The sequence below is a fragment of the Shewanella sp. Iso12 genome (assembly GCF_012030025.1).
GTDB classification, from domain to species: domain Bacteria; phylum Pseudomonadota; class Gammaproteobacteria; order Enterobacterales; family Shewanellaceae; genus Shewanella; species Shewanella algae.
This window is the reverse complement of sequence record NZ_JAAUHW010000009.1, coordinates 176,710-201,705: the sequence shown is the minus strand read 5'-3', so window position 1 is coordinate 201,705 and position 24,996 is coordinate 176,710. Positions and strand designations below refer to the sequence as shown.

Sequence of the window (24,996 nt, the reverse complement as noted above, 5' to 3'; positions counted from 1 at the left end):
GGCACAGCGGCGAGGTAAATCTGGCGGCTAATTTGCGCCAGCAAATTTGGTGACAGCTTTTGCCGAGTCCGACTGCTGCCGCTTGTTATGCCTTTAAAGTGCCTCATAATACTCAATAAGATGAGCTGTTGGCTTGTATATAGCTGACGTTAATTTGAAAAAGTGTCTTCGAAATTCCTTTCCAAGAACCTTATTACCTTGACGCTTTAACCCAGAAACTTCAGGTAGCCACTGATGGTAAACCTTAATTATTTCATACTGACCAATGAACTCTTCCGCAATGTGGCTATCAATGGTATTTGCCACTGATTCTACAAGTTCTAAGAATCCCATTATCTTCTTATCTGAGATCTTTTTAAGCCTATCGACCTCCCATCCCTGAGCAAACTTCATTGTTTCAATGTCGCGACCAAATGAATGACCAGCATTGTTTCTTAGCTTTCTAAGTTTTTCCAAGTCAGATATTCTGTCCTCAAAAGGGCATTCACCGAAATATTTCTTATACGCAGATACCCTAGATTGCCAATCTCCCCGAGTGAGAGACTCAGAGTAGGAATACAAGTCATACTTTGGATTATGTTTAAGGAGGGAGGCACCATCAATTTTTGGACCTCCACCCAAAACAAGCGTAGGAGTGGATTCGAATGCAGCAACCGATACTTGCGCTATATAGGTTTCAAGATAACCAGCAAGTCCCACCACATATGCCATTCTTGACCAGCTATCAAAGTCTGAATACCACTCTCCCCATTCACCCAACGACCTGCCATCTCGGATCTCATCTCCAGAAACTTTAAACAATGAAGTTACTAAATCCTCACGTTGTAAATCCTTTGTTTGAGTGAATGTATGTGAAAAAACTGTTCTTTGGCTCCAATACATGTCATTGAAATGAGTATGGTGCCGCTTAAATAACCTATGCGCTAATGATCTATTTTCGAATAGCTTGTATCTATATAAACTCATGTTTACTTCATATTCTTAGGCATAACAGCTGTATAGTGCGCATGCGCGTTTTAGTCCTCGGAGGAGTGTAAACGCGCATCGCTATCTGTTTGTATTAGCTGGATATAAAAGATTTTAGTCTTAATGTCCCTTGCAGCTAAACGCGCATGCGCGGTTTCCAAACCTATTATCTACCCACTGTATTTTTTAACTTTATGAATTTAATGAAATTTTCTAAAATGTTACGGAAATAACGCGCAAGCTTAGCTGCAAATTTCCGGCATTTTGTCCAGAACGTCAATAATACTGTATAAAAAATCAGCTCTGAGACGCTTGTCATGAGCGCTTCAAGCCCTGCAACCAAGGGCCTTAAAACCAAGCCCCCTAAAACCCAGGCCCGACCAAAAGCGTTAAGTAAAGCCATGGCTACCGCACGGGCGCGACATCATGCTGTTCGTCCCTGAATACCGTTACAAACGGAAAAGTATCGTTGTCGCAGAGCTTTCGCTTAAGAATAAGCTAAAGCTAAGCGTTTGAATTGGTTATACAATACCCAGTACTTAATTTGAAAACAATTAGCCAAAGGTCAAGTTTTTAGCAAAGGTTATAAAACCCTGATTTTGTGGGGGTTGACAACATAATTCGCCATGAAAACAACTGTGCCCGGCAAATCATATGAGCAATATTCCAATTGATTGCCTCGCTTAAATTGCCGGTTTCAGTGCTTGATGGCCAGGGGAACTATTTAGGAGCCTTGGTGTGGCCGGGTGACTTGCTTAATGGTGGGGGGCAGTTGTTATCGCCGGTCAATATGGCGAAATCCGCTTGGGTTTGTGTGCTCGTTGAAAACGGCTACCGGGATAGGCATGAACGGGAACTGGCATGGGGAGGGCGATTAAAGCTGCTGCCAGAGAAGCTTTTCTATGTTAACCTTGCGTTGTTTAAGGAGTTTATTGTCGTTTTGCCTCTGGCAAATAGTAAAATTTCAACTTGTATTCAGGGATGAAAAATGCAAATACGTTTGGCTACTGAAATGGATTTGGAACAACTGGTCCTGCTGTTTGACGAGTATCGGCAGGAACTAGGGCAGGGCTCGGATCTGAGTCGTTGCCGTGAATTTTTACGGGCCCGCTTACTGGAAAACGATTCGATGATCTTCATCGCCACCGAGGGTGATTATCCGGTGGCCTTCACTCAAGTTTTTCCCTCATTCTCCTCCTTGTTGCTAAAGCCTTTATGGTATCTGGATGATCTTTTCGTATTGCCCGATTACCGTGGTCAGGGCATTGCCAAAGAGCTGACTTGCCGAGCCCGAACTTTGGCTCAGGATGCCAAGGTGCTGGCGGTCAAGCGTGAATTTGGCGAGCTGTCTCAACAAGTCGAGACAGATGGCACAGAGCAAGGTCTGTATCACGCACTACTTTAATCTGCTGCCCCCTGTTTGCTACCATTAGCGGGTTTTAATTTCAGGGGATTTCAGATTGAAAACAGCAGTACAACAGACACCTGTGCTCGACAAGAGCGCCGTTACCAACCTCTTGGCGCTGGCCATTATGCTTACCGGCTATGGCATGCACTCTGATGTGTTATTCAACATCGGCCTGTTTGCCGTATCCGGCGCCATTACCAACTGGCTGGCGGTGCATATGTTGTTTGAAAAAGTACCGGGTCTCTATGGTTCAGGGGTGATCCCGGCCCGTTTCGAACAGTTCAAACAAGCTATCAGCGAGTTGATGATGGAGCAGTTCTTCTCTGAGGCCAACATAGACCGTTTCCTGTCGACCCGCTCCGACAAACAGAGCCTGGAGCTGTCCGGCGTTATCGGCAAGGTGGACTTGGCTCCAGCCTTCGATGCTTTGGTGGCCACGGTTGCCCAATCTTCATTGGGTGGTATGTTATCCATGTTTGGCGGTGAAGAAGCGCTCACCCCACTCAAGCAACCCTTTATCGAAAAGATGCAGCAATCTCTGGCAGATATTGCCAAGAGCGATGATTTTTACGAGCTGCTCAAGGGCGAACTGGAACAGCCCGGGGTGATGGCAGATATGCGTAGCCAAATTCAGGATATTGTCGAGCAGCGGCTGGCCGAGTTAACGCCGCAGTTGGTCAAGGAGATGGTGCAGCAGATGATCAAGACCCACCTTGGCTGGTTGGTTGTCTGGGGCGGTGTCTTTGGCGGTCTAATAGGGCTGGCCAGTGTAACGCTGCAGCGCTTGCTATAACTATGACAAGCCTGCTTGAGCGATAGCCCCGGTCCAAGTTTCAGCCGCCCAAAGTATTAAGTACTTAAGTATCACAGCAATCAAGTCGCCCAAGCGGCGGGAGGAAAGCCATGGCGTTACATCATAGGATTAATTATCTTGAACTTCCCGCCCGGGAGCTGGAAGCCACCAAGGCGTTTTTTCAGGCGGTGTTTGGCTGGGGCTTTGTTGATTACGGTCCGGATTACAGCTGCTTTACCCAGGCCGGGATCGATGGCGGTTTTTTTCGCTCATCACTGAGCCTTGATACCCTCAACGGCAGCCCCTTGTTGGTGATTTACTCAAATGATCTGAACGCCAGTCTGGAGGCCGTCAAGACCCAGGGCGGTGAGATCTGCAAAGATATTTTCAGTTTTCCCGGTGGTCGGCGCTTTCATTTCCGTTGCCCGAGCCAAAATGAGTATGCCGTCTGGTCTGAATAGACCCAAACGCTTCTGCCTTTAACAAGGAAGGATTATGCCTCACTGTATTATTGAATATTCGGCGCCCCTGGCGCAGCAATTGTCGGTTGCCAAACTGGTTCAGGCGGTGCACCAAGGTGCCATCGACTCAGGCTTGTTCACACCATCTGCCATCAAGAGTCGAGCACATGCCTGTGAACATTTCCTGGTAGGGGAGGACAGCGCTCAAAGCTTTATCCATGTGCGTTTGGCCATTATGCCGGGACGCACCGATGAGCAAAAGCAAGCCCTGACCCAAAGCGTGTTTGCCGCACTGGAGCCAACTGCGGCCAAAGTCGACAGTGTCTCGCTGGAGGTTACTGAGCTGCATCAGCCAAGCTACCTTAAACGCGGCAGCTAGGAAGCCAATATGTCCAGGCAACCAAAGCGCAGTAACAGGGTGGACTCTCCCTGTATTCGTCACTGCTGCCTGGACCTGCAGGATGTTTGCCTGGGATGTTTCAGGACGCTGGAAGAAATTCTTGCCTGGCATCAGGCAACTGACAGCGAGCGGCAGGCTATTCTTGAGCGCTGCCGGCAGCGGCAAGTTGATCGCCACCAAGCCGCTGCCGGGCTTAGAGTGATGAGAACAAGGCGCAAGTGAACAAGCTCAAAGCAAGTAAAGCGGCACAGAAGCGAAGCTCCTATTTCCGCTAATGAATAAAGGCGCCATTCGGCGCCTTTATGGTTTTTACTTAAGTTCAATAAGATGCGGTATGCACAGAGCGCACCGCTCGGCCGGAAGGATCTATGATGCCGGATAGGCTCTCATCCCAGGCCAGCGCTTCCGGGGTAGAGCAGGCAACAGATTTACCACCCGGTACAGTCAGTGCTGCCGACTCCAGCGGGAAGTGTTCTTCAAAGAAACAGCGATAGAAGTAGGCTTCCTTGGTTTCCGGCGTGTTGTGCGGGAAGCGGAAACGGGCGTTGGCCAGCTCTTTATCCTCCACCTGGGCGGCTGCATGTTCTTTCAGACCGTCAATCCAGGAGTAACCCACACCGTCACTGAACTGCTCTTTCTGGCGCCAGGCGACTTCGGCCGGGAGCTTATGCTCGAAGGCTTCACGCAGAATATGCTTTTCAATCCGGCCATCGCGCGACATCTTGGCTTCTGGGTTCAGGCGCATGGCCACGTCCATAAACTCCTTGTCGAGGAAGGGTACCCGGGCTTCCAGGCCCCAGGCTGCCATGGCCTTGTTGGCCCGCAGGCAGTCGTACAGGTGCAGCTTGTCGAGTTTACGCACCAGTTCCTCGTGGAAGGCGCGGGCGTTTGGTGCCTTGTGGAAATAGAGGTAACCGCCGAACAGTTCATCGGCCCCTTCGCCCGAGAGCACCATCTTGATCCCCATAGCCTTGATCTTGCGCGCCATCAAATACATGGGGGTTGCAGCGCGTATGGTGGTGACATCATAGGTTTCCAGGTGATAAATCACCTCCTTGATGGCATCCAGGCCTTCCTGGAAGGTGAAGTGCAGCTCATGGTGTATGGTGCCTATGGCATCGGCGACCTTTTGTGCCGCCGCCAGATCCGGCGCCCCTTTCAGGCCCACGGCAAAGGAGTGCAGCTGTGGCCACCAGGCATCGGAGGCATCGTTGTCTTCAATACGGCGTTTGGCAAAAGTTTGGGTTATGGCGGAAATCACCGAGGAGTCCAGCCCGCCAGACAGCAAAACGCCATAGGGCACATCTGACATCAACTGGCGTTTTACCGCGGCTTCCAACGCTTCGCGCAGCTCTTCGCTGGAGGCGCTGTTTTGGGCAACCGCTTCATAGTCGCGCCAGTCACGCTGATAGTATTGCACCGGCGCGTCATCTACACTGTAGAGGTAATGCCCGGGGCTGAATACTTCCACAGTTTTACATACGGGAACCAGTGCCTTCATCTCGGAGGCGACATAGAAGTTGCCACTGGTATCGCGGCCGGTGTAAAGCGGGATGATCCCCATGTGATCCCGGCCTATGAGGTAGCAGTCCTTGGCCTTGTCGTAGAGTACGAAGGCAAAAATACCGTTGAGCTTATCGAGAAAGTCGCAGCCATATTCCTGATACAACGCCAGGATCACTTCGCAATCCGAGTTGGTCTGGTAGCTGTACTTGTCGCTGAGCTCGGCCTTGAGTTCTTTGTGGTTGTAGATTTCACCGTTGACTGCCAATACCAACTGGCCATCTTCAGATAACAGCGGCTGGGCGCCGTGTTCGATATCGACAATGGCCAGCCGCTCATGGGCGAGAATCGCTCTTGCAGTGGTATGAATACCCGACCAGTCCGGGCCGCGGTGGCGCATCAGTTTGGACATCTCCAGCGCAGTGCTTCTCAGAGCGGCGGCATCAGACTGGATATCGAGAATGGCAAAAATTGAACACATGGTAAGACTCCAAACTTGGTGTTTCTTCAGCAATGGCTTCACTTTGCCTGTAGAATTCTCAAAAGCCAAGCTTTATTTTTGAATATAAATCATAAAAATGGCTGAATCTGTAAATTATGATGCGCTTTGTGACCTGTTTTTTTGAGGGTTAAACAATTTAATCGCTTAATTGGTGAAAGATCTGCATTTTAGCTCGCTGTAACAGCGTGCAAATTGGCACTTTCCCAAAGCCGCTGCTTTTATCGGCGATTGATTTATCTGCCCGGAAAACAACGCAAAAAGGCGCCGGAGGCGCCTTTGGGGATGGGGAAATGTGTCTGGTTAAATCGCCGGAGTAACGCCGGTTTCCGGCCGCAGGCTATAAAACTCTGTGCCCTTGAAATAACCCGGGCGGTCGGCAGAATCCGCCAAGCCTTTGGCGGCCTTGTAGTACACGGCGAGATCTTCCAGCGCGCCGGAGAGATCCCAGTTGGCATGATACTCATCACAGAGGTTGTGATAGCAGCCTTTCATCTGCTGTTTCATTGCTGCTTTGTAGTCAGCTGTGGCCTGATCCACAGGTTCGCTGCCGCCACCGGCAAATACCGCAGGTACGCCATACTGGGCAAAACTGAAGTGATCCGAGCGGAAGAAACCGCCGGACTCGGGGTGTTTCTCTGCTGTGGCATAGCGGCCCTGGGTCTTGAGCGCGGCTTCCAGATAACGCTCCAGCTCAGACTTGCCTTTGCCCACTATGGTGAAGTCTTTGGTGCGGCCATAGATATTGGTGCTGTCGAGATTAATCACCCCTATGGTGTTTTCCAACGGGTACGCCGGTTGGGCGGCATAGAAACGTGATCCCAGCAGACCTTGCTCTTCGCCTGTGGTGGCGATAAAAGTCAGCGAACGCTTGAGGCGCTTGCCAGCCTTGGCGTCGGCGGCAAACTCACGGGCGATGGCCAGCATGCCGGCGATGCCGGAGGCGTTGTCCATGGCGCCATTGAATACCCTGTCGCCTTCGGCCGAACTGCTCATGCCCAAATGATCCCAGTGGCCGGTAAACAGAATATGCTCATTGGCACGGCTGCTGCCCGGCAGAGTGGCAACCACATTGTAGCTGTCGCCATACTCGGCCTTGTTATCGAAACCTATGCTGGCGGTTTGCCCCAGCGTCAGTTGCAGTGGGCCGTGGGCAGCGCGGCTGATGGCGCTGTCCAGTTCAAGCCCGGCCTTGGCAAACACCTTTTTGGCGGCATCCAGGGTTATCCAGCCTTCCACCGCCACTCGCTCGTTGCCGGAATCCGAGGCCAGATCCTGTTGTGGGCCGGTCCAGCTGTTTTCCACCACAGACCAGGGATAAGCGGCAGGAGCCGTGTCGTGAATGATAATGGCGCCCAATGCGCCCTGACGGCTGGCTTCTTCATATTTGTAGGTCCAGCGGCCGTAATAGGTCATTGCCTTGCCGTTGAATTTACCGAGATCCGGGCGGGCAAAGCCCGGGTCATTCACCAGAATAAGGGCGATTTTGCCCTTCATGTCCAGGCCCTGGTAGTCGTTCCAGTCGTACTCGGGGGCGTTGATACCGTAACCGACAAACACCAGCGGCGCGTTGGTGATATCGACGCGTTTAACATCATGGCGACTGCCGAGCACCAGATCTTGGGGATATTGAAAATCGATACCGGCCAGCTGTATTGCCTGGGTTTCACTGGCGGTATAGCTCACCATGGGCACTTTTTGCAGGTAGCTGCCGCTGGCGCCGGGCTCAAGCCCCATATCGGCAAAGGCCTTGCTGAGATAGTCCAGAGTCAGCTGCTCGCCGCGGGTTGTTGGCGCCCGGCCTTCAAATTCATCCGAGGCCAGGGTTTGGATGTCCTGGCGAAACTCTTGTTCATTGAAACTGACAACGCGGATGGGGTCGTCGGCAGTATTGTTTTGGCTGCAGGCACTCAAGAGTGCCAGGGTACACAGGGGGATCATCAAGCGCATAACGGATCCTGTTGTTGCTTTTATTGTCAGGTATGGAGTGGCAAAGGCTTTGCCCTTGCCCGTGCGCTATCATGGACGAAAAAACGCCCCCGACACAAGCGGAGGCGGTAAAAGGAATGTTACCAATGGTTTCAGATCACATCTATGTCGGCGGCGCAGGCAAAGACATGGTTGGGTCGGAAGGGCTCTTTCTCTATGTCTTCCAGCTTGCTGACACCACTGGTGACCAGTATGGTTTCCAGTCCGGCCTGAAAACCGGCCAGAATATCGGTACGCATGTTATCACCGATAATCACGGTATTTTCGGAATGACCATCTATATGGTTCAGGGCCGAGCGGATGATCCAACTGCTGGGTTTACCCACGTAGAAGGGCTTGCGACCGCTTATTCTCTCAATAGGTGCACAGAGAGCGCCACAGGCGGGACTATAAGCCGGGCCATGGGTATCCGGGTTGGTGGCAATAAAACGGGCGCCGGCGGCAACAAAGCGGGCGGCCTTGTGGATCATGTCCCAGTTGTAGGAGCGGGTTTCGCCGACGATAACAAAGTCGGGGTTGATATCGGTAATGGTAAAGCCGGCCTTGTAAAGCTCGTGGGTGAGGGCGCCTTCACCTATGACAAAAGCCTTGCTGCCTTCCTGGTGCTTGAGAAAGTCGGCGGTCGCCATGGCCGAGGTATAGAAACACTCTTCGGGAATATGCAGCCCGGCGGCGCCGAGGCGGTTTTGCAGATCTTTGCCCGTCTGTACCGGATAGTTGGTCAAGATAACCAAGGGGTTTCCCTGTTCCAGTACCCGGGCGATAAACTTGTCACTGCCGGGGACTAACTTGTTGTCGTGCATCAGCACGCCGTCTATATCGCAGATAATATTCTTCATGCGCGTCTCGTTCTGTCCTGATAACTGCCCCTATCTAACGCCATTGGTCATAAAATTACAATTGGCCGCGGTAAAAAGCCGGTAACGGAGCGTCATATCCGGGTAAATTAAGCGGAGAGTCAAGCTTGCGCCACAGCCGTAATAGCCATTGTTGGAATGAAAAAAGGAGCCGTATGGCTCCTTTTCGCTGAATTAATCAACCTAAGGAAGGTGCGAACAAGTCCCATGCGTGCTCTGCGTCGGCTTACGGGCATGGATGCAAGGCGTGGTTCGCAGCAAATGGCCTTAGTCCTTTGTAAGAAGCACAACACAGCAGGCAGGCCTGTAAGCCACGCCCTTCGGGGCTTACACAGCAACCGGCTCTCTGCGTTATCCGACTTTGACAGGCCCCGGCATGCCTTCAGTCAGATGCCTTGAACGCCAATTGCTGTGTAAGCCAGAGTGCCGCGAGGACTTATTCGCACCTTCCCTAAGTTTACTCAGAGATCAGTCCGGGGCGTAGCCGTTGGGGCCGATGGCTTCATCGTCGAGCCAGGCCTTACCGTCAACCATCTTCAGTCGGCCCTGGCAGAACCAGCGCACCACTATCGGGTAGATGGCGTGTTCCTGCTCGTGCACCCTGGCCGCCAGAGTTTCCACTGTGTCATCGGCAAACACAGGTACCTTGGCCTGCAAAATCACCGGGCCACTGTCCAGTGCCGGGATAACGAAATGAACACTGGCGCCATGTTCGCTGTCACCGGCTTCGATGGCGCGCTTGTGGGTATCCAATCCAGGATACTTGGGCAGCAGTGACGGGTGGATATTGAGCATCTTGCCCTGGTAACGGCTGACCAGCTCATCACTGAGAATACGCATAAAGCCGGCCAATACGATGAGGTCGGGCTGATATCTGTCGATAGCCGCCAGCAGTCTGGCATCGTATTGGGCGCGGGACTCTTCTTTGCGGGCGATGACGCAACTGGTGTCTATTTCGGCATGATGGGCCCGGATCAGACCATAGGCATCGGCCTTGTTGCTGATCACCCCGACCACGCGCCCTGGCATCTTGCTATCACAGCTGTCGATAACAGCCTGCAAATTACTGCCATTGCCCGAAATCATTACCAATATGCGACAACTCTCCTGCATTAAAGGATCTCCACTTGCTCTTCTTGTTGATTACGATTGGCGATAGTGCCTATCTGCCAGGCGTTTTCACCTTTGGCCTTGAGTAGCTCAATGGCGGCGGCGGCTTCGGCCTGAGGCAGGGCAACTATCATACCGACACCACAGTTAAAGGTGCGGTACATTTCATGTTCTGTGATATTACCGGCTTGCTTGAGCCAGTTGAATACGCTGGGCCACTGCCAGGACTCGCCCTGGATAACGGCCTTGGCGCCTTCTGGCAGTACCCTTGGAATGTTTTCCCAGAAACCGCCGCCTGTGATGTGTACCATGGCGTGAACCGGGTGTTTTTCCAGCAGTTCCAGCAAAGGTTTGACATAGATGCGGGTCGGTTCCAGCAGGTGATCGATAAGCGGCTTGCCGTCCAGATCTTGCTGTGGGTCGGCCTGGCTGACTTCCAGGACTTTACGGATCAGTGAGTAACCGTTGGAATGAGGACCACTGGAGCCCAGGGCTATCAGTGCATCACCGGCCTGTACCTTGCTGCCGTCGATGATGGCTTCTTTTTCTACCACACCGACACAAAAACCGGCCAGATCATAGTCAGCGCCTTCGTACATGCCGGGCATTTCGGCGGTTTCACCACCGATCAGGGCACAACCGGATTGGAAGCAACCTTCGCCGATACCTGTAACCACGTCGGTCGCCACATTGACGTCCAGCTTGCCGGTAGCATAGTAGTCGAGGAAAAACAGCGGCTCGGCGCCTTGAACCAGCAGGTCGTTGACACACATGGCCACCAGGTCGATACCGACAGTGTCATGCTTTTTGAAGTCAATGGCCAGGCGTAGTTTGGTGCCCACACCATCGGTACCGGAAACCAGCACAGGGTGCTTGTATTTGGTTGGCAGTTCACACAGGGCGCCAAAACCACCCAGGTTGCCCATGACTTCAGGACGGTGAGTGCGTTTGACTACGGACTTGATGTTATTGACGAGTGCGTTGCCTGCATCGATATCGACACCGGCGTCTTTATAGCTCAGTGGGGTAGGGGTACTCACTTGATCCTCTCGGGTACATCGTTATGGATTTTATGCGGCGCTATTCTAGCAGTTTGCCGGGGGGCTCGAAAGCCAAGATTGCACTTTATTCATAGGGATATAAGTCACGATTTACCAGATTTATAAAACTTTCTGTTTTACCGCTGGAACAAATCAACTAAAATCTCACAAATTTGCCCAAATCCGGCTGGTTTGTGCTCTGCACGCCTGGAGCTGCCAGTCTGATTGCTCGTCCAGCCCGCAAGATCAGGAGAAAAAGAATGAAAGTTGTCGAGGTTAAACACCCGCTGGTACGCCACAAAATCGGTTTGATGCGCGAAGCTGAGATCAGCACCAAGCGTTTTCGTGAGCTCGCCGCCGAGGTTGGCAGCCTGTTAACCTACGAGGCAACCGCAGGTTTGGAAACCGAAACTGTGACCATTGAGGGCTGGAACGGTCCCGTTGAAGTGGAGCAGATTAAAGGCAAGAAGGTGACTGTAGTGCCTATTCTGCGTGCCGGTCTTGGCATGATGGACGGCGTGCTGGAGAATATTCCCAGTGCCCGTATCTCAGTGGTCGGTGTTTACCGTGACGAAGAAACCCTGGAGCCTGTGCCTTATTTCGAGAAGCTCGCCAGTGATATGGAAGAGCGCTTGGCACTGGTAGTTGACCCTATGCTGGCTACCGGCGGCTCCATGATTTGCACCATAGACTTGCTGAAAAAGCGTGGTTGTAAGCATATCAAGGCGCTGGTGTTGGTTGCGGCTCCTGAAGGCGTCAAGGCACTGGAAGAGGCGCATCCTGATATCGAACTCTACACGGCGTCTGTCGATAAGTGCCTGAACGATAAGGGCTATATCCTGCCTGGTCTGGGTGATGCCGGTGACAAGATCTTCGGTACCAAATAAGTCCCTTTAGTGAGCACAACTCTTTATTGTTTTTAATAAAAGAGTGAGCATAAGAAAGGCGCCCTCGGGCGCCTTTTTGCTTATTTCGACCTTACTTATTCCTTCTGCTCTTAGGCGGTTTTCATGGTGATAACCGCGGCGATAACCACGGCTATGCCGACCCAGCCTATGGGCTTGAGTCTTTGTTTGAACAGCAATGCGCCGCCGATAGCCGTTCCCAAAATGCCTATGGCGCCCCAGGAGGCGTAGGCGATCGCCAAGTCTATCTCTTTCACTGCCTGTGCCAGCAGAGTAAAAGCGCTCAGCACCAGCAGGATTGCCAGCGCGCCCCACAATTTACGCTTGAACCCATTGGAGCGGGTGAGCGCCATATTGGCGGCAATATCAATCAAGGCGGCCAGCACCACATAGCCAAAGGAGAGCGTCAGAAACTGGTTCATGTTCGCCTCCGTTACAGGCTACCGGCGTTGCTGTTTGCTCCCAAGCCGGTATCCTGAACTTTGGTTTTATCACCTTCATGACTCTCGCCCAGAGTCACCAGCACTATACCCAGGATGGCCAAGGCCAGTCCGGCAAGCTCCTGCGGGTTGAGCCTGGAATCAAACAGTAGCATGGATACCAGGGTGATCAGGGCTATGCCCAAACCTTCCCAAACCGCATAAGCCACGCCTATGGCAATCTTCTTCGCCGCCAGTGATAAAAAGAAGTAGGACACACCAATCAAGAGGTACATCAACAGGTAGCCCCAGATTGAGCCTTCGGGTCCCAGCAGGTTCATGGTACTGGTACCCGCCACTTCGGCGGAAATCGCAAACAGTAGAAATACGCGTGCAAGGATCATAATTCACCTTCTACATGAAATTAAAAATATGCATAACGGAGAATTGCGCATTACACCCGGAACTATCTGGCCAGATAAGTGATGAAAAAAGGAGTAACAACAAAATTAAGTAGCAATTCCAAACTTACGCCACTAGGTTAACCGGTCAATTTTTGGGTTGGTAGGTAATTGAGATATTCAATTTTGAATATCTATTTCAGTCTGGACAGATGCTTGCGATGGCTGAAAGGTGTCTTGCATTACCTTGTGAAGATGCCGGTGCAGCGGGTGATTACGATAGGTCTGCAAAAAGCCGCCGGACACCACGAAGTGGCTGAACTCGCGATTGACCTGGGGCATGGGGAAGGAGGCCAGTTCCGGCATCAACCTGGCAGTGCCTTGACTGGCGTACATGATGGCGTCGGTTTCCAGCAACATCTGGCAGGCGACCCTAAGATTGTAGGACTTGAGCAGCACATGGGGCTGATAACCCATACGCTGATACTCAGACTCCACGGTGCATTGCGGATTGTAGGAGGCCGGTGCAGGCAGGGAGACTATCGGCAGCGTGGACACTGTCTGCCAATCATTTTCATCGCCGAGAAGCGGGTGATTTTTGCGTGCCAGGATCACCCGCTTCTCGGTGAACAGCGGCCGCATATAGATATCCTTGGACAGCTCGGTTTCCTGATCCAAAATACAATAGTCATGTATGCCTTCGAGCATCTCATCATGGCTGTAACCGTTCCAACTGGAAAAGGTGAAGCTGGCTTTGGGAAAGGCCTGGTGACAGCTTTGCAGCAATCTTTGTCCCTGTTCATCCATCAGGTAGGGATCTGTCACTATGGCTATTTGCCCTGTGTAGGTGTCGGCGCTGAAGTCTTCGAACTCCAGCAAGACTTTCTCGATAGGGGCCAGAATATTGTCAAACTCTTCTGCCAGGCGCAGCGCCATGGGAGAGGGCTCTACACCATGGGGTTTACGGACAAACAGGGGATCCTGGAAGGTTTGCTTCAGGCGCATTACACCACGGCTGGCGCTGGGCTGAGAGATCCCAAGTTGCATGGCGGCCAACTTGATACTGCGATTGTCGACAACCGCCTTAAGCAGGCGCATCAGATTGAGATCCAGAGTGTCCAGTTCGTGAGCCATTTATCTATCACCCCTGTTTGCGGCTGGCGCTACTGTATAAGAGCGCGCGGCACAAGATAAAACATCAAAGTCTGCCACGGCTTCTGTGTTGCTTACGGCAATGATTGCAGGTGACTCGAGAGTAACACAGCTTAACGCTCGAAGCCCTTGTGGGGTTACATCGGCTGACTTTGGCGCTTGGCTAATGTCCCGCTCAGAGCAACGCCTTGATTACTCAGTTTCTTTACTGAGTTCTTCTATCGACTTTCGGGCCTGCTTGAGACCTTGCCACAGCAGCAAGCCGGCGAGTATCAGCACCACAGTAACCACGGGCCCACCGACCGCATAATCGTTTAAGGCGATCATCGGCGGCAACTGGGCCGTGTCTTGGTATGATGCATCGGACACTATGATCAAAAGCGCCAAACCTGCTGCCGCCAACAAGGCGATACCGCTGGAACGGCACCAGTTATGGCGGCGGTTGAGAAAACCGGCGAGGGTGAGGCTGACAGCCGCCAGCAAGGCACCGAAGATAACCATAAAGTATTTTGCCGGTTGTTGCTCCGGCAGGCTCTGGAAGGCACCAAAAATACAGACATAAGCAGAAAAAGCGCCGACCAGCAGTAACAGGTAAGCAAGCAATGTACGCAGCAGTGACATACGGGTCCTTGTTGTCTTTGGGGAAGGTGGCGATTAAAACATAAAAAAAAGCCCACTTGAAACAAGCGGGCCGCAAAAATTAAATCATTGCAATCAACAAATTGAAGGAAGGAAGTCAAGCATAAGAACCAGGGAAAACTGCCATGAAAACTACACAACAGTTTTGAAGTTCTTGGTTTTCATATTTACCGGGGTAAATACTTCCTGAAAACGAGGCACATTTTAGTGACAGAATGTGTCAGCAACAAGCGAGAAAAACTACGTCATGAGATAAGTAAAACTAATGTCACAAAGGTGATGCAGGTCACGTAAATGCACTTATAGCCCGTGTTTCGCTTCTTTACTCAATGTGGATGCATAAATCTGCAATTTATATAATTAATCCTTGTTGCCGTTTTATTAACATTTGTCATTGTTCAATCCTTGCACAGATTGTCATTTGACGATTGTGTCGGTTTTTTTTGCTTGTATAGTACTTTGCAGGTCGCTGCGTTTGCATTTTTTGCTAAAACGCCGCTGTACGCCTCTTTATTTAGTCGGACAGGAAGTTTCCATGACAATAACTACAAAATTGGCTCGCCCTATGCTGTTGGCTGTAGGCTTGAGCCTGGCGCTCGGCGCCTGCCAGAGCACAGATACCCCAAATGGCCAGAGCTCGCTGGCTGCCGTTAAGTCCCAGTATCCGGCGACCCGCGCCGAAGTGCTGGTTGAAAACATTCACGGTGTTCAGGTTGCCGATCCTTATCGTCACCTGGAAGAAAGCACCCCGGAAACCGAAGCCTGGGTTAAGGCTCAGCAAGCTTACGGACAGGAATATCTGTCGGCTATCCCCAACAAGCAGGCGGTAGTCGACAGGATCACCACCCTGTGGAACTACGAAAAAATCTCTGCCCCCTTTGAAAAGGGTGACAACACCTTCTACTACCGTAACGACGGCCTGCAGGCCCAGTCAGTGCTCTATGTCAAAGACAAGCAGGGTAATGAGAAGGTGTTGTTGGATCCCAACGCTTTCTCCGACAAGGGCACAGTTGCCCTGTCAGGAGTGTCAGTGAGTGACGATGGCAAGGTGCTGGCCTATGGTGTCTCCGAGTCCGGCTCCGACTGGCAACAGTGGCAGTTTATGGATATTGCCAGCGGCAAGCTGCTCAGCGACAAACTGGAGTGGATCAAGTTCTCCTCTGCCGTGTGGGATCATGCCAACGAAGGCGTATTCTATGCCCGCTATGATGCCCCGGCTGGCGGAGACAAGATGGCCGATGTCAACTTCAACCAAAAGGTTTACTACCATAAGCTGGGCACAGATCAGAGCCAGGACAAGCTGGTTTATGAAAGGCCACAAAACAAGGACTGGGGCTTTGGTATCGGTGTCTCTGAAGACGGCGACTATCTGCTGCTGTCCATCTCCCAGGGAACAGACAGCCGCAACCGCTTCTTCTATAAGTCACTCAAAGATCCAAAAGCGGAAGTGGTCGAGCTGATTTCCGAGTTGGAAGCCGAGTACAGCTTTATCGGCAACGACAAGTCAGTGTTCTATTTCAAGACAGATCTCGATGCTCCCAACGGCAAAGTGATTGCGATAGATTTGCACCGTCCGGCCAAAAAAGACTGGAAGACAGTGATCCCTGAGACAAAGGATCCTATCGCCAGTGTCGGTATCATCAATGATCATCTGGTGGTGAGCTCACTGCATGATGTGCTGGGACAGCTGTCCATCTACTCCATGGGCGGCGTCAAGCGCCAGGACGTGACTCTGCCGGGCAAAGGTAAGATTGCCGGCCCATACGGCAAGCGCAGCAAAGACTACTTCTATTACACCTTCAACAGTTATGTGCAGCCGCAGACCACCTATAAGTTTGACTTCAAGACAGGTGAGTCCGAGCTGTACCAGAGCCCTAAAATCGCCTTCAATCCGGATGATTATGTATCCGAGCAGGTGTTCTATACCAGCAAGGACGGTACCAAGGTGCCCATGATGCTGTCCTACAAGAAAGGGCTGAAGAAAGACGGCACCAACCCGACACTCCTCTACGCCTATGGTGGTTTTGCCATCTCCATGACCCCAAGATTCAGCCCGGCCAATATCGCCTGGTTGGATATGGGCGGCATCTATGCTGTGCCCAGCCTGCGTGGCGGCGCCGAATATGGTGAGAGCTGGCACCAGGCCGGTATGTTCGACAAGAAGCAAAATGTGTTTGACGACTATTTTGCCGCTGCCGAATACCTGCTGGACCAGGGCTATACCAACAAGAGCAAGCTTGGCGCCTATGGCCGCAGTAATGGTGGTTTGTTGATGGGCGCCGCCGTGACCCAAAGACCGGATCTGTTTGCCGCCGTGTTGCCCGCCGTAGGGGTACTGGATATGCTCAGATTCCACAAGTTCACCATAGGCTGGGCCTGGACCAGTGAATACGGCAGTGCCGACAATGCTGAGCAGTTCCCGGCGTTGCTGGCTTACTCGCCATATCACAACGTCAAGTCTCAGGCTTATCCTGCGACCATGGTGATGACAGCCGATCATGACGATAGGGTGGTGCCGCTGCACAGCTTCAAGTTTGCCGCCATGATGCAGGCCAAGCAGCAGGGGGATCAGCCGGTTATCATGCGTATCGAGTCCAATGCCGGTCACGGTGCAGGTAAACCCACGGCGATGAAGATAGATGAAGCGGCGGATATCTTCACCTTCCTGTGGCACAACTTTGGCTTGACCCTGCCGAGCAAAATCGACGGTTAAGCTTAAGTTAAGCCTTGAAAAAATAAACTGGGGCCTGCGGGCCCCTTTGCTTTTTCCGCCATTCACAAGCGGATTGTGGATAAGGTATAGTAGGCCTCACTTTTGGCGCATTAAAAGCAAGTGGAAGCATGTTTCGTTGGCCTATCACTGTCTATTATGAAGACACAGACGCGGGTGGGGTGGTTTACCATTCCAACTATTTGAAATTTTTTGAAAGAGCCCGAAGTGAGTGGCTCAGGTCTATGTCGGTGAGCCAAACCGCCCTGTTGCAGCAGGATATCGCCTTTGTGGTACGCCACGCCGAGCTGGATTTCTGCAAGGCGGCACGATTTGAGCAGAACCTTTGGGTGGAAACCCGTGTCTCAGAAGTGAAGCGGGCATCTTTGGTGTTTGAACAGCGCCTGGTAGATGCCGAGGGTGAGTGTTATTGCGCAGCCAGCATTCTGGTTGCCTGTATTTCGCTCGAGCGCATGCGGCCATTGGCCATTCCCCAACACATATTGCAGGAGTTTAAAAAAGGTGGAAGCTGAGATTTCGTTTATTGGATTGTTCATGCAGGCCAGTCTGTTGGTAAAACTGGTGATGCTCACCTTATTGTCTCTGTCTATCGCGTCTTGGGCTGTGATTATCCAGAGGCGCAAACTCCTGAAAGCGGCCAGGCAAAATGCCGAACGCTTCGAAGAGAAGTTTTGGTCCGGTGTGGATCTCAATCGTTTATACCAGGAGCTGTCGGCCCGCCAGGAAAGCAACTCAGGGCTTGAGTCCATGTTCGTATCCGGTTTTAAGGAATACGCCCGCCTGTCGAAACTGAACGGCCGGGTGCCAGAAGCCATTATGGATGGCAGCTATCGCGCCATGCGGATCTCCCTCTCCAAAGAGTTGGATAAGCTGGAAACCCATCTGCCACTCTTGGCAACCATAGGCTCCACCAGTCCCTATATCGGCCTGTTTGGTACAGTTTGGGGGATCATGAACTCCTTTATCGCCTTGGGCGCGGTTGAAAATGCCACTCTGGCCATGGTGGCACCGGGTATTGCCGAAGCGCTTATCGCTACCGCCATGGGCTTGTTCACCGCGATTCCAGCGGTTATCGCCTACAACAGATTCTCCACTCAGGTGGAAAAGGTCGAGTCTTCCTACGCCAACTTTATGGAAGAGTTCTCGGGCATATTGCACCGTCAGGCATACAGCGATAAGGAAGCCGTATGATGCAGGGATATCAGCGCAAGCGGCGTCGCCCCGTCGCTGAAATCAATGTGGTGCCCTATATCGACGTGATGTTGGTGCTGCTGATCATCTTTATGGTGACGGCGCCGATTGTGACTCAAGGGGTGAAAGTGGACTTGCCTCAGGGTAAGGCCGAGCCGCTGCCCGCCGACAGCAAGCCGCCTGTGGTGGCCTCCATCAATGCCGAGGGTGAGTATTTTCTCGACTTGGGTGGCTCACCCAATAATGAGGTGCTGGATCTGGAAGAGATCAGCACCCGGGTTAGCGCCATCATCAAGATGGAGCCGGATCGCCCCGTGGTGGTCAAGGGCGATCGCGCCATTCCCTACGAGCGGGTAATCCAACTGATGGTGTCGCTGCAAAATGCCGGCGTGCCTTCTGTCGGTTTGATGACAGATTCGCCAGAGGAGAAGTAAGTGGCTGGGAAATCTGATTTTACTGTCCCCTTTATCATCTCAGCTGTGCTGCATATCGGGGTTATTGCAATTCTGGCCATGGGCGTGGACTTTCAGGACAAACCCAAATTGCCGACACCACAGGCTCCGTCTGCGCCTGTGCAGGCAGTGGTGGTCGATCAGCAGAAAGTGGATGACTATGTCCAGAAGCTGAAACAGGACAAGGCCGCCGCCGAGCGCCGTGAGCGCGAGCGGCAGCAGGAACTGGATCGCAAGGCCAATGAAGCCAAAAAGGCCCGTGAGCAGGAGCAGGAACGGATCCGCAAGTTGGAGGTCGAGCGCAAGCAAAAAGAGCTGGAGACCCAGAAGGCTGCCGATGCTGCCAAGGCTGCCAAGCTGAAAGAGCAGCAGGAGAAAGAAAAGGCCCAGAAAGCGGAAGCCGAGCGTAAGGCCAAGGAGCAACAGCGTAAGGAAGCCGAAGAGGCTGCTCTTAAGGCAGAGCAGAAACGCAAGGCCGAGGAAGCCGCCGCTAAAAAAGCGGAAGAGGAGCGAAAACGCAAAGAAGCTGAGCGTAAGGCCAAAGAGGAAGCCGAGCGTAAACGCAAGGCCGAGGAAGAGGCCCGTCGCCGTCAGGAGCAGGAGTTGGCCGATGCGCTGGCCGCCGAACAAGCCGCCTTGTCTGCTACCCGTAATCGTCAGGTCATGAGTGAAGTCGACCGTTACCGGGCGATGATCACCGCCACTATTCAGCGCAATCTGGTGGTGGATGAGTCGATGCGGGGTAAAGTCTGTAAGGTCAAGGTGCGTCTGGCCAAAGACGGCTTTGTCACCAACAGCCAGATCATCGAAGGGGATCCTGTGGTATGTCGCGCCGCCAAGGCCGCCATCAACAAGGCCGGGCGTTTGCCGGTTTCCCAGGAGCCTGATGTGTATCAGCTGATGAAAGAGATTAATTTAGAAGTCAGACCGGAATTCAACTAAGGGAGCCTCATGAAACGAATTGCCAAGAGTCTTATCTGTTTGCTGGCTGTGCTGGTGCTGCCGGCAAGGGCGGCACTGGATATAGTGATCACCGAAGGGGTGGACGCCGCGCGTCCCATCGCCGTGGTGCCATTTGTCTGGCAGGGCACTGGACCGGCCCCAGAGTCGATTTCGGATGTAGTGATGTCCGATTTGACCCGCAGTGGTACCTTCAAACCACTGGATGAATTGTCACTGGGTCAGCGCGCCATCAGCAAGATGGACGAGTTCAATGCCGCAGCCTGGAAAAATGTTTCTGCCGAAGCCGTGGTGATGGGCTATGTGAAACCCTATGGCGCCGGTAAGTATCTGGTGAGCTTTGATTTGGTGGACTTGGTGAAGGCGCAGATGCAGTCCGGTGGCCCTCAGCCCCGCAGCGAGCTGCTGCTGGATAGCCGCGAAACCGTTATCAGCGAAGCACAGTTCCGCCAGTATGGTCACAGGATCAGCGATATAGTCTACGAGAAGCTGACCGGGATCCGCGGCGCCTTTTTGACTCGCATCGCCTATGTGGTGGTTAATCACCAGGAGAAGAATCCCTACCGCCTGATGATTGCCGACTACGACGGCTACAATGAACAAATGCTGCTGCGTTCGCCTGAGCCTTTGATGTCTCCTGCCTGGTCTCCGGACGGACGCAAGCTGGCCTATGTCAGTTTCGAAAACAAAAAGGCCGAAGTATTCGTCCAGGATATCTATAGCCAAAGCCGTACCAAGGTTACCAGCTTCCCCGGCATCAACGGCTCGCCGAGCTTCTCGCCCGATGGCAGCAAGCTGGCTGTGACTCTGTCCCGTGACGGTCAACCTGAGGTCTACGTAGTAGAGATAGCCACGGGCGCGCTCAAGCGGATCACCAACCACTATGCCATTGATACCGAAGCCACTTGGTTCCCCGATGGCAAGTCGCTGCTGTTCACCTCCGAGCGGGGTGGCAGGCCCCAGCTATATCAGGTAGAGTTGGCCTCAGGCAAGGTGACCCGCCTGACATTCGAAGGCGAGTGGAACCTGGGGGGTACTGTGACCCCTGATGGCCGCAGTATGATTTTCGTCAACAGAACCAACGGCAAATACAATATTGCCCGTATGGATCTGCAGACGCGTTTTATGCAGGTGTTGACCTCAACCCGGCTCGATGAGTCACCCAGCGTTGCCCCTAACGGCACCATGGTGATTTATGGCACCACCTATAACGGCAAGCAGGTGCTGGCAGCGGTATCTGTCGATGGCCGTTTCAAGGCGCGGTTGCCAGTGGGGCAGGGCGAGGTGAAATCACCCGCTTGGTCACCGTTTCTATAACTTATATTTCAGAAGGATAACATGATGGATCTCAACAAGTTGTTTAAGGCAATCGTAATCGCTGCGCCATTACTGGCTCTGGGTGCCTGTAGCTCAACTTCAGAATCAGAAACGGACGCCAGCGGTTCGACAACTTCCGGTAGCGAGTACGGCAATGGTGCCGGCGGCGTGGAAATCGGTGGCGCCAATCCGGTTTTGAGCCCGGAAGAGCAGCAGCGCCTCAAGTTCCAGGAACTGCGTAAAGAACACATCATCTACTTTGATTTTGACCGCAGTGAAGTGCAGACAGAATTTGCTGAAATTCTGGAAGCCCACGGTACTTATCTGGTTGAACATCCTAACGTACGCGTGTTGATCGAAGGCCACGCCGACGAGCGTGGTACGCCTGAGTACAACATAGCTCTGGGTGAGCGCCGCGCCAAGGCTGTAGCCAAGTACCTGCAGGGTATGGGTGTACTGCCAAGCCAGATGAGCATTGTCAGCTATGGTGAAGAGAAGCCTCTGGATATGAGCCACACAGACGAAGGTTTTGCCAAGAACCGTCGCGCTGTGCTGGTGTATTGATCCCGGCATTAGAGGGACATTGAAGAATGAAGAAAGCCGTTATCATCACGGCCATGCTTCTGGGAACTGGGGTCGCTTATGCGGCCCCAGCGCCCGTTGAAGACATTGGCGGCGGTTCCAGTGAGGATCGCATCGCCCGCCTTGAGCGGATCATCAAGGCCCGTCAGCAAGCCGAGTTTGAGACCATGCGCAGAATGGATACTCTGCAGCAGGAGGTGCTGGAACTCAGAGGCCTGACCGAACAACAGAACTATCAGATAAACCAGATGTTGCAGCGTCAGCGCCAGCTCTATGACGAAATCGCCAACCTGCAAAGCAAGCCTGCGGCGCCCGCCGTCAGCCAAACCCCATCAAATGTGGTGGCCAGTTCGTCTTTGTCCGAGACCGACAGCTATCAAAGGGCGGTCGATCTGGTACTGAAAGAGCGCCAGTACGACGCAGCAATTCCGGCATTTCGTGACTTTATCAAGCAGTACCCCAATTCGGGCTTTGCCGATAACGCCAACTATTGGCTCGGGCAACTGCTCTATAATAAGAATGAATTTGCTGAAGCCAAAACCGCTTTTGCCAATGTGGTCGATAACTTCAAAGAATCGGGTAAGCGGGCCGACAGTCTGGTTAAACTTGGGCTGATTGCCGAAAAAACCGGCGATAAAACGGCGGCAAAGAACTACTATCAGCAAGTGGTGAAACAGTACGCAAACAGCGCTGCAGCAAGGATTGCACAGCAGCAATTGGCGGCAATTAAACCATGATTTAACTAAAAAACATCCGCCCAGTTTGTTTTTCATGCAAACAACAAAAAATCGGGAATTTACACTTGCATGAGAATCACAAAGCGGTATTATAGGCGCCCTCAGCACGGCATGGCCTGCTGAGGCGAAACTTGAATGGGTCGTTAGCTCAGTCGGTAGAGCAGTTGGCTTTTAACCAATTGGTCGAAGGTTCGAATCCTTCACGACCCACCAACTTCATGTTTCGTAAACCTTTTAGTGGGTCGTTAGCTCAGTCGGTAGAGCAGTTGGCTTTTAACCAATTGGTCGAAGGTTCGAATCCTTCACGACCCACCACTGATTTATTGCGGTCTGCCTCGGCAGTCAATGTCGGGTCGTTAGCTCAGTCGGTAGAGCAGTTGGCTTTTAACCAATTGGTCGAAGGTTCGAATCCTTCACGACCCACCATCGCAATCCAAATCAAACAATCTGGCAGTATATCCGTGGGTCGTTAGCTCAGTCGGTAGAGCAGTTGGCTTTTAACCAATTGGTCGAAGGTTCGAATCCTTCACGACCCACCATTTGCCTGAGAATAGGGTGACACCCAGATGGGTCGTTAGCTCAGTCGGTAGAGCAGTTGGCTTTTAACCAATTGGTCGAAGGTTCGAATCCTTCACGACCCACCATTTCTCAGCGTGCTGCAAAAGGTAGATCTTCCTGCGGGTCGTTAGCTCAGTCGGTAGAGCAGTTGGCTTTTAACCAATTGGTCGAAGGTTCGAATCCTTCACGACCCACCATCAGGAAAGATAGACCACAACATTCAGTGGGTCGTTAGCTCAGTCGGTAGAGCAGTTGGCTTTTAACCAATTGGTCGAAGGTTCGAATCCTTCACGACCCACCACTGAATGCTCAATCTGTATGGGTCGTTAGCTCAGTCGGTAGAGCAGTTGGCTTTTAACCAATTGGTCGAAGGTTCGAATCCTTCACGACCCACCATACAGAACTCCTCTTGAAAACGCCAAGCTCACCAATATCCAGCTTCAGTCGATTCGCTTTGATATCCAAGCTAATTTAGCCAATACTTTTCTACTTTTGTCTCATAGACCTATTGCCAATGTTTCAATTCTGTTAAACATCGGATAGTGCTTCTTGCTTTCTCAATCTGTCTTGGCCGTTGTGTTTTTTGCCGGATGGATTGGCATAACAACAAGGAGACAATCCAAGATGAAACAAGCAAGACTCACCGGGGTATGCGCTGCAACCCTTCTGGCTCTGGGTGGTTTGGGGACGGCTCAGGCATCGGTATTGGAAAAGACTGACGTGCAGTTTGGCGGCTATCTCAAGGCCGATATCATGTTCAGCGATTACAGTAATGGCGCGCCCGACTCCAACAACGTCTCACGCCAGTTCTATGTGCCCGGCGCCATCTATGGGGTAGATGGCAACGGCAATCAGGTGACCGACTTCCAGGCGCGGGAAACCCGTTTTAACTTCAAGACGGTAACAGATCTCGACGGCCACACTCTCACCGGCTTTATTGAGCTGGACTTCATGACTCATACCGATGGTGATGAGCGGGTATCCAACAGCTATTCACCGCGCATTCGTCACGCCTTTATCAGCTATGACAACTGGACCATAGGCCAGACCTGGACCACCTTTATGAACCCGGGGGCACTGCCAGAAAACCTTGATTTTGTGGGTGCCACCGAAGGGACTCCCTTTGCCCGTCAGGCGCAGCTGAGATACAGCAATGGTGGCTTTCAAATCGCCATTGAAAACCCGGAAACTACCATTACTCCCTATGGCGGTGGCAGCCGGATCACCAGTGGCAATGGGGTGATGCCGGATCTTATCGCCCGTTATAACTTCAAGACCTCTGGCGGCGCCAGTTTCTCTGTGATGGGGATGCTGAGGCAGCTCGAGCTTGAGACCCGTATCGCCAATCAGGATATAGACAGCACTGAGCTCGGCTATGGCGCCAGCGTGGCCGGGATCATTCCTGTGGGCCGTGATGATATCCGTTTCACCGCCACCTATGGCGAAGGCCTGGGCCGCTATGTGGCGCTGAACTTTGCCAATGGCGCGGTACTGGACAACAACAACGACCTGCAGGCAATAGAATCCTACTCAGGCTTTGTGTCTTATCGTCATTGGTGGAACGAGCAGTGGCGATCAAGCTTTACCTTGTCTGCTTTCAGCGCCGATAACGATGTGTCTCTGACCGGAGGCAGCGCCAATAAGGAATCCTATTCAGGTTATATCAATCTGCTTTACTCGCCGGTGAAGGCACTGACCTTTGGGGTAGAGTATATGTATGCCAAGAACGAACGGGAAAATGGCACAGATGGTGAGCTTAACCGGGTCACCTTCTCGGCCAAATACGTGCTCTAACCCTTGTTGCGACCGGGAGCTGTGACTCCCTACTTGTGACTCCCTATTTATACTCTTAGCCAAGCCACCTCAGGGTGGCTTGCTTTTTTACTCTGGCCCTAAATATCAGGCAATTGTGAAATCTGCCTCAAA

General features: G+C 52.4%; 26 protein-coding genes and 8 tRNA genes. 24 read left to right on the top strand and 10 right to left on the bottom strand.

All coding sequences use genetic code 11. The annotated features are described in order from the left end of the window. Window positions 1-93 precede the first annotated feature (93 nt). On the bottom strand, window positions 94-966 hold the full coding sequence (locus HCX89_RS15720) for a hypothetical protein (RefSeq protein WP_167716645.1): 873 nt from the start codon (window positions 964-966) through the stop codon (window positions 94-96). Between the two features lie 670 nt (window positions 967-1,636). Here HCX89_RS15720 and HCX89_RS15715 point away from each other — a divergent pair. The 6 genes from HCX89_RS15715 to HCX89_RS15690 all read left to right on the top strand — a co-directional run bounded on the left by HCX89_RS15715 (window position 1,637) and on the right by HCX89_RS15690 (window position 4,250). Continuing rightward, window positions 1,637-1,951: a hypothetical protein gene (locus HCX89_RS15715; RefSeq protein WP_167716643.1), complete on the top strand. Its 315-nt coding sequence runs from the start codon at window positions 1,637-1,639 to the stop codon at window positions 1,949-1,951. Between the two features lie 3 nt (window positions 1,952-1,954). After that, window positions 1,955-2,371 carry a GNAT family N-acetyltransferase gene (locus tag HCX89_RS15710; RefSeq protein WP_025011941.1) on the top strand — a complete coding sequence of 139 codons (417 nt, stop codon included), beginning with the start codon at window positions 1,955-1,957 and terminating at the stop codon, window positions 2,369-2,371. 127 nt (window positions 2,372-2,498) lie between these two features. After that, on the top strand, window positions 2,499-3,167 hold the full coding sequence (locus HCX89_RS15705; RefSeq protein WP_167716651.1) for a DUF445 domain-containing protein: 669 nt from the start codon (window positions 2,499-2,501) through the stop codon (window positions 3,165-3,167). A gap of 110 nt (window positions 3,168-3,277) precedes the next feature. Further along, complete coding sequence (locus HCX89_RS15700) at window positions 3,278-3,628, top strand: VOC family protein (protein WP_167716641.1); 351 nt, start codon at window positions 3,278-3,280, stop codon at window positions 3,626-3,628. 34 nt (window positions 3,629-3,662) lie between these two features. Next, the gene (locus tag HCX89_RS15695) at window positions 3,663-4,007 is read left to right on the top strand and encodes a 5-carboxymethyl-2-hydroxymuconate Delta-isomerase (RefSeq protein ID WP_096141831.1); all 345 of its coding nucleotides are present in this window, start codon (window positions 3,663-3,665) and stop codon (window positions 4,005-4,007) included. Between the two features lie 9 nt (window positions 4,008-4,016). Beyond that, entirely contained in the window at window positions 4,017-4,250 is a 234-nt protein-coding gene (locus tag HCX89_RS15690) for a DUF1289 domain-containing protein (RefSeq protein WP_167716638.1), read from the top strand. 97 nt (window positions 4,251-4,347) lie between these two features. On the opposite strand, the gene asnB is transcribed toward HCX89_RS15690, so the two are convergent. The 5 genes from asnB to purM all read right to left on the bottom strand — a co-directional run bounded on the left by asnB (window position 4,348) and on the right by purM (window position 11,026). Further along, the gene (asnB, locus tag HCX89_RS15685) at window positions 4,348-6,012 is read right to left on the bottom strand and encodes an asparagine synthase B (protein ID WP_167716636.1); all 1,665 of its coding nucleotides are present in this window, start codon (window positions 6,010-6,012) and stop codon (window positions 4,348-4,350) included. A gap of 321 nt (window positions 6,013-6,333) precedes the next feature. Then, a complete protein-coding gene (locus tag HCX89_RS15680) occupies window positions 6,334-7,980 on the bottom strand; it encodes a M28 family metallopeptidase (protein ID WP_167716634.1) in 1,647 nt (548 codons plus the stop codon). A 131-nt stretch (window positions 7,981-8,111) separates the two neighbouring features. Next, entirely contained in the window at window positions 8,112-8,858 is a 747-nt protein-coding gene (locus HCX89_RS15675) for an HAD-IIA family hydrolase (RefSeq protein WP_167716632.1), read from the bottom strand. Between the two features lie 486 nt (window positions 8,859-9,344). Continuing rightward, window positions 9,345-9,989, bottom strand: a complete 645-nt coding sequence (purN, locus tag HCX89_RS15670) for a phosphoribosylglycinamide formyltransferase (RefSeq protein ID WP_115390251.1) — start codon at window positions 9,987-9,989, stop codon at window positions 9,345-9,347. Then, complete coding sequence (purM, locus tag HCX89_RS15665) at window positions 9,989-11,026, bottom strand: phosphoribosylformylglycinamidine cyclo-ligase (RefSeq protein ID WP_109248715.1); 1,038 nt, start codon at window positions 11,024-11,026, stop codon at window positions 9,989-9,991. The genes purN and purM overlap by 1 nt, the downstream gene beginning before the upstream one ends. Window positions 11,027-11,286: 260 nt before the next feature. On the opposite strand from purM, the gene upp reads away from it, so the two are divergent. Then, the gene (gene upp, locus HCX89_RS15660) at window positions 11,287-11,913 is read left to right on the top strand and encodes a uracil phosphoribosyltransferase (RefSeq protein ID WP_028781646.1); all 627 of its coding nucleotides are present in this window, start codon (window positions 11,287-11,289) and stop codon (window positions 11,911-11,913) included. A 110-nt stretch (window positions 11,914-12,023) separates the two neighbouring features. On the opposite strand, the gene HCX89_RS15655 is transcribed toward upp, so the two are convergent. The 4 genes from HCX89_RS15655 to HCX89_RS15640 form a co-directional block, all read right to left on the bottom strand. Beyond that, complete coding sequence (locus HCX89_RS15655; RefSeq protein WP_028781645.1) at window positions 12,024-12,353, bottom strand: SMR family transporter; 330 nt, start codon at window positions 12,351-12,353, stop codon at window positions 12,024-12,026. Window positions 12,354-12,364: 11 nt separating this feature from the next. Next, window positions 12,365-12,754, bottom strand: a complete 390-nt coding sequence (locus HCX89_RS15650) for an SMR family transporter (protein WP_025889376.1) — start codon at window positions 12,752-12,754, stop codon at window positions 12,365-12,367. A gap of 177 nt (window positions 12,755-12,931) precedes the next feature. Then, a complete protein-coding gene (locus HCX89_RS15645; protein WP_115390256.1) occupies window positions 12,932-13,885 on the bottom strand; it encodes a LysR family transcriptional regulator in 954 nt (317 codons plus the stop codon). A 210-nt stretch (window positions 13,886-14,095) separates the two neighbouring features. Beyond that, window positions 14,096-14,524: a hypothetical protein gene (locus HCX89_RS15640; protein WP_144133238.1), complete on the bottom strand. Its 429-nt coding sequence runs from the start codon at window positions 14,522-14,524 to the stop codon at window positions 14,096-14,098. 553 nt (window positions 14,525-15,077) lie between these two features. Here HCX89_RS15640 and HCX89_RS15635 point away from each other — a divergent pair. The 17 genes from HCX89_RS15635 to HCX89_RS15555 all read left to right on the top strand — a co-directional run bounded on the left by HCX89_RS15635 (window position 15,078) and on the right by HCX89_RS15555 (window position 24,864). Next, window positions 15,078-17,255: a prolyl oligopeptidase family protein gene (locus HCX89_RS15635; protein WP_144133237.1), complete on the top strand. Its 2,178-nt coding sequence runs from the start codon at window positions 15,078-15,080 to the stop codon at window positions 17,253-17,255. Window positions 17,256-17,383: 128 nt separating this feature from the next. Further along, on the top strand, window positions 17,384-17,785 hold the full coding sequence (gene ybgC / locus HCX89_RS15630; RefSeq protein WP_025011952.1) for a tol-pal system-associated acyl-CoA thioesterase: 402 nt from the start codon (window positions 17,384-17,386) through the stop codon (window positions 17,783-17,785). Next, complete coding sequence (gene tolQ, locus HCX89_RS15625; protein WP_167716630.1) at window positions 17,775-18,464, top strand: protein TolQ; 690 nt, start codon at window positions 17,775-17,777, stop codon at window positions 18,462-18,464. The genes ybgC and tolQ overlap by 11 nt, the downstream gene beginning before the upstream one ends. Beyond that, a complete protein-coding gene (tolR, locus tag HCX89_RS15620) occupies window positions 18,461-18,898 on the top strand; it encodes a protein TolR (RefSeq protein ID WP_025011954.1) in 438 nt (145 codons plus the stop codon). The genes tolQ and tolR overlap by 4 nt, the downstream gene beginning before the upstream one ends. Further along, window positions 18,899-19,858: a cell envelope integrity protein TolA gene (tolA, locus tag HCX89_RS15615; RefSeq protein ID WP_167716628.1), complete on the top strand. Its 960-nt coding sequence runs from the start codon at window positions 18,899-18,901 to the stop codon at window positions 19,856-19,858. A 9-nt stretch (window positions 19,859-19,867) separates the two neighbouring features. Next, the gene (tolB, locus tag HCX89_RS15610) at window positions 19,868-21,193 is read left to right on the top strand and encodes a Tol-Pal system beta propeller repeat protein TolB (protein ID WP_045284021.1); all 1,326 of its coding nucleotides are present in this window, start codon (window positions 19,868-19,870) and stop codon (window positions 21,191-21,193) included. A 24-nt stretch (window positions 21,194-21,217) separates the two neighbouring features. Further along, window positions 21,218-21,757 (top strand): peptidoglycan-associated lipoprotein Pal, encoded by a 540-nt coding sequence (gene pal, locus HCX89_RS15605; RefSeq protein ID WP_025889363.1) that lies wholly within the window; start codon window positions 21,218-21,220, stop codon window positions 21,755-21,757. Between the two features lie 26 nt (window positions 21,758-21,783). Further along, window positions 21,784-22,512, top strand: coding sequence for a tol-pal system protein YbgF (gene ybgF, locus HCX89_RS15600; RefSeq protein WP_025011957.1), 729 nt, complete (start codon window positions 21,784-21,786; stop codon window positions 22,510-22,512). 137 nt (window positions 22,513-22,649) lie between these two features. Continuing rightward, a tRNA-Lys gene (locus HCX89_RS15595) sits at window positions 22,650-22,725 on the top strand. Window positions 22,726-22,751: 26 nt separating this feature from the next. Next, window positions 22,752-22,827, top strand: a tRNA-Lys gene (locus tag HCX89_RS15590). A gap of 35 nt (window positions 22,828-22,862) precedes the next feature. Then, window positions 22,863-22,938: transfer RNA gene (locus HCX89_RS15585), tRNA-Lys, on the top strand. 37 nt (window positions 22,939-22,975) lie between these two features. Next, a tRNA-Lys gene (locus HCX89_RS15580) sits at window positions 22,976-23,051 on the top strand. A gap of 29 nt (window positions 23,052-23,080) precedes the next feature. Further along, window positions 23,081-23,156 (top strand) — tRNA-Lys (locus HCX89_RS15575). A gap of 35 nt (window positions 23,157-23,191) precedes the next feature. After that, window positions 23,192-23,267 (top strand) — tRNA-Lys (locus HCX89_RS15570). A 28-nt stretch (window positions 23,268-23,295) separates the two neighbouring features. After that, a tRNA-Lys gene (locus HCX89_RS15565) sits at window positions 23,296-23,371 on the top strand. A gap of 19 nt (window positions 23,372-23,390) precedes the next feature. After that, a tRNA-Lys gene (locus HCX89_RS15560) sits at window positions 23,391-23,466 on the top strand. Window positions 23,467-23,694: 228 nt separating this feature from the next. Further along, on the top strand, window positions 23,695-24,864 hold the full coding sequence (locus HCX89_RS15555) for a DcaP family trimeric outer membrane transporter (protein WP_101096795.1): 1,170 nt from the start codon (window positions 23,695-23,697) through the stop codon (window positions 24,862-24,864). Window positions 24,865-24,996: the final 132 nt, after the last annotated feature.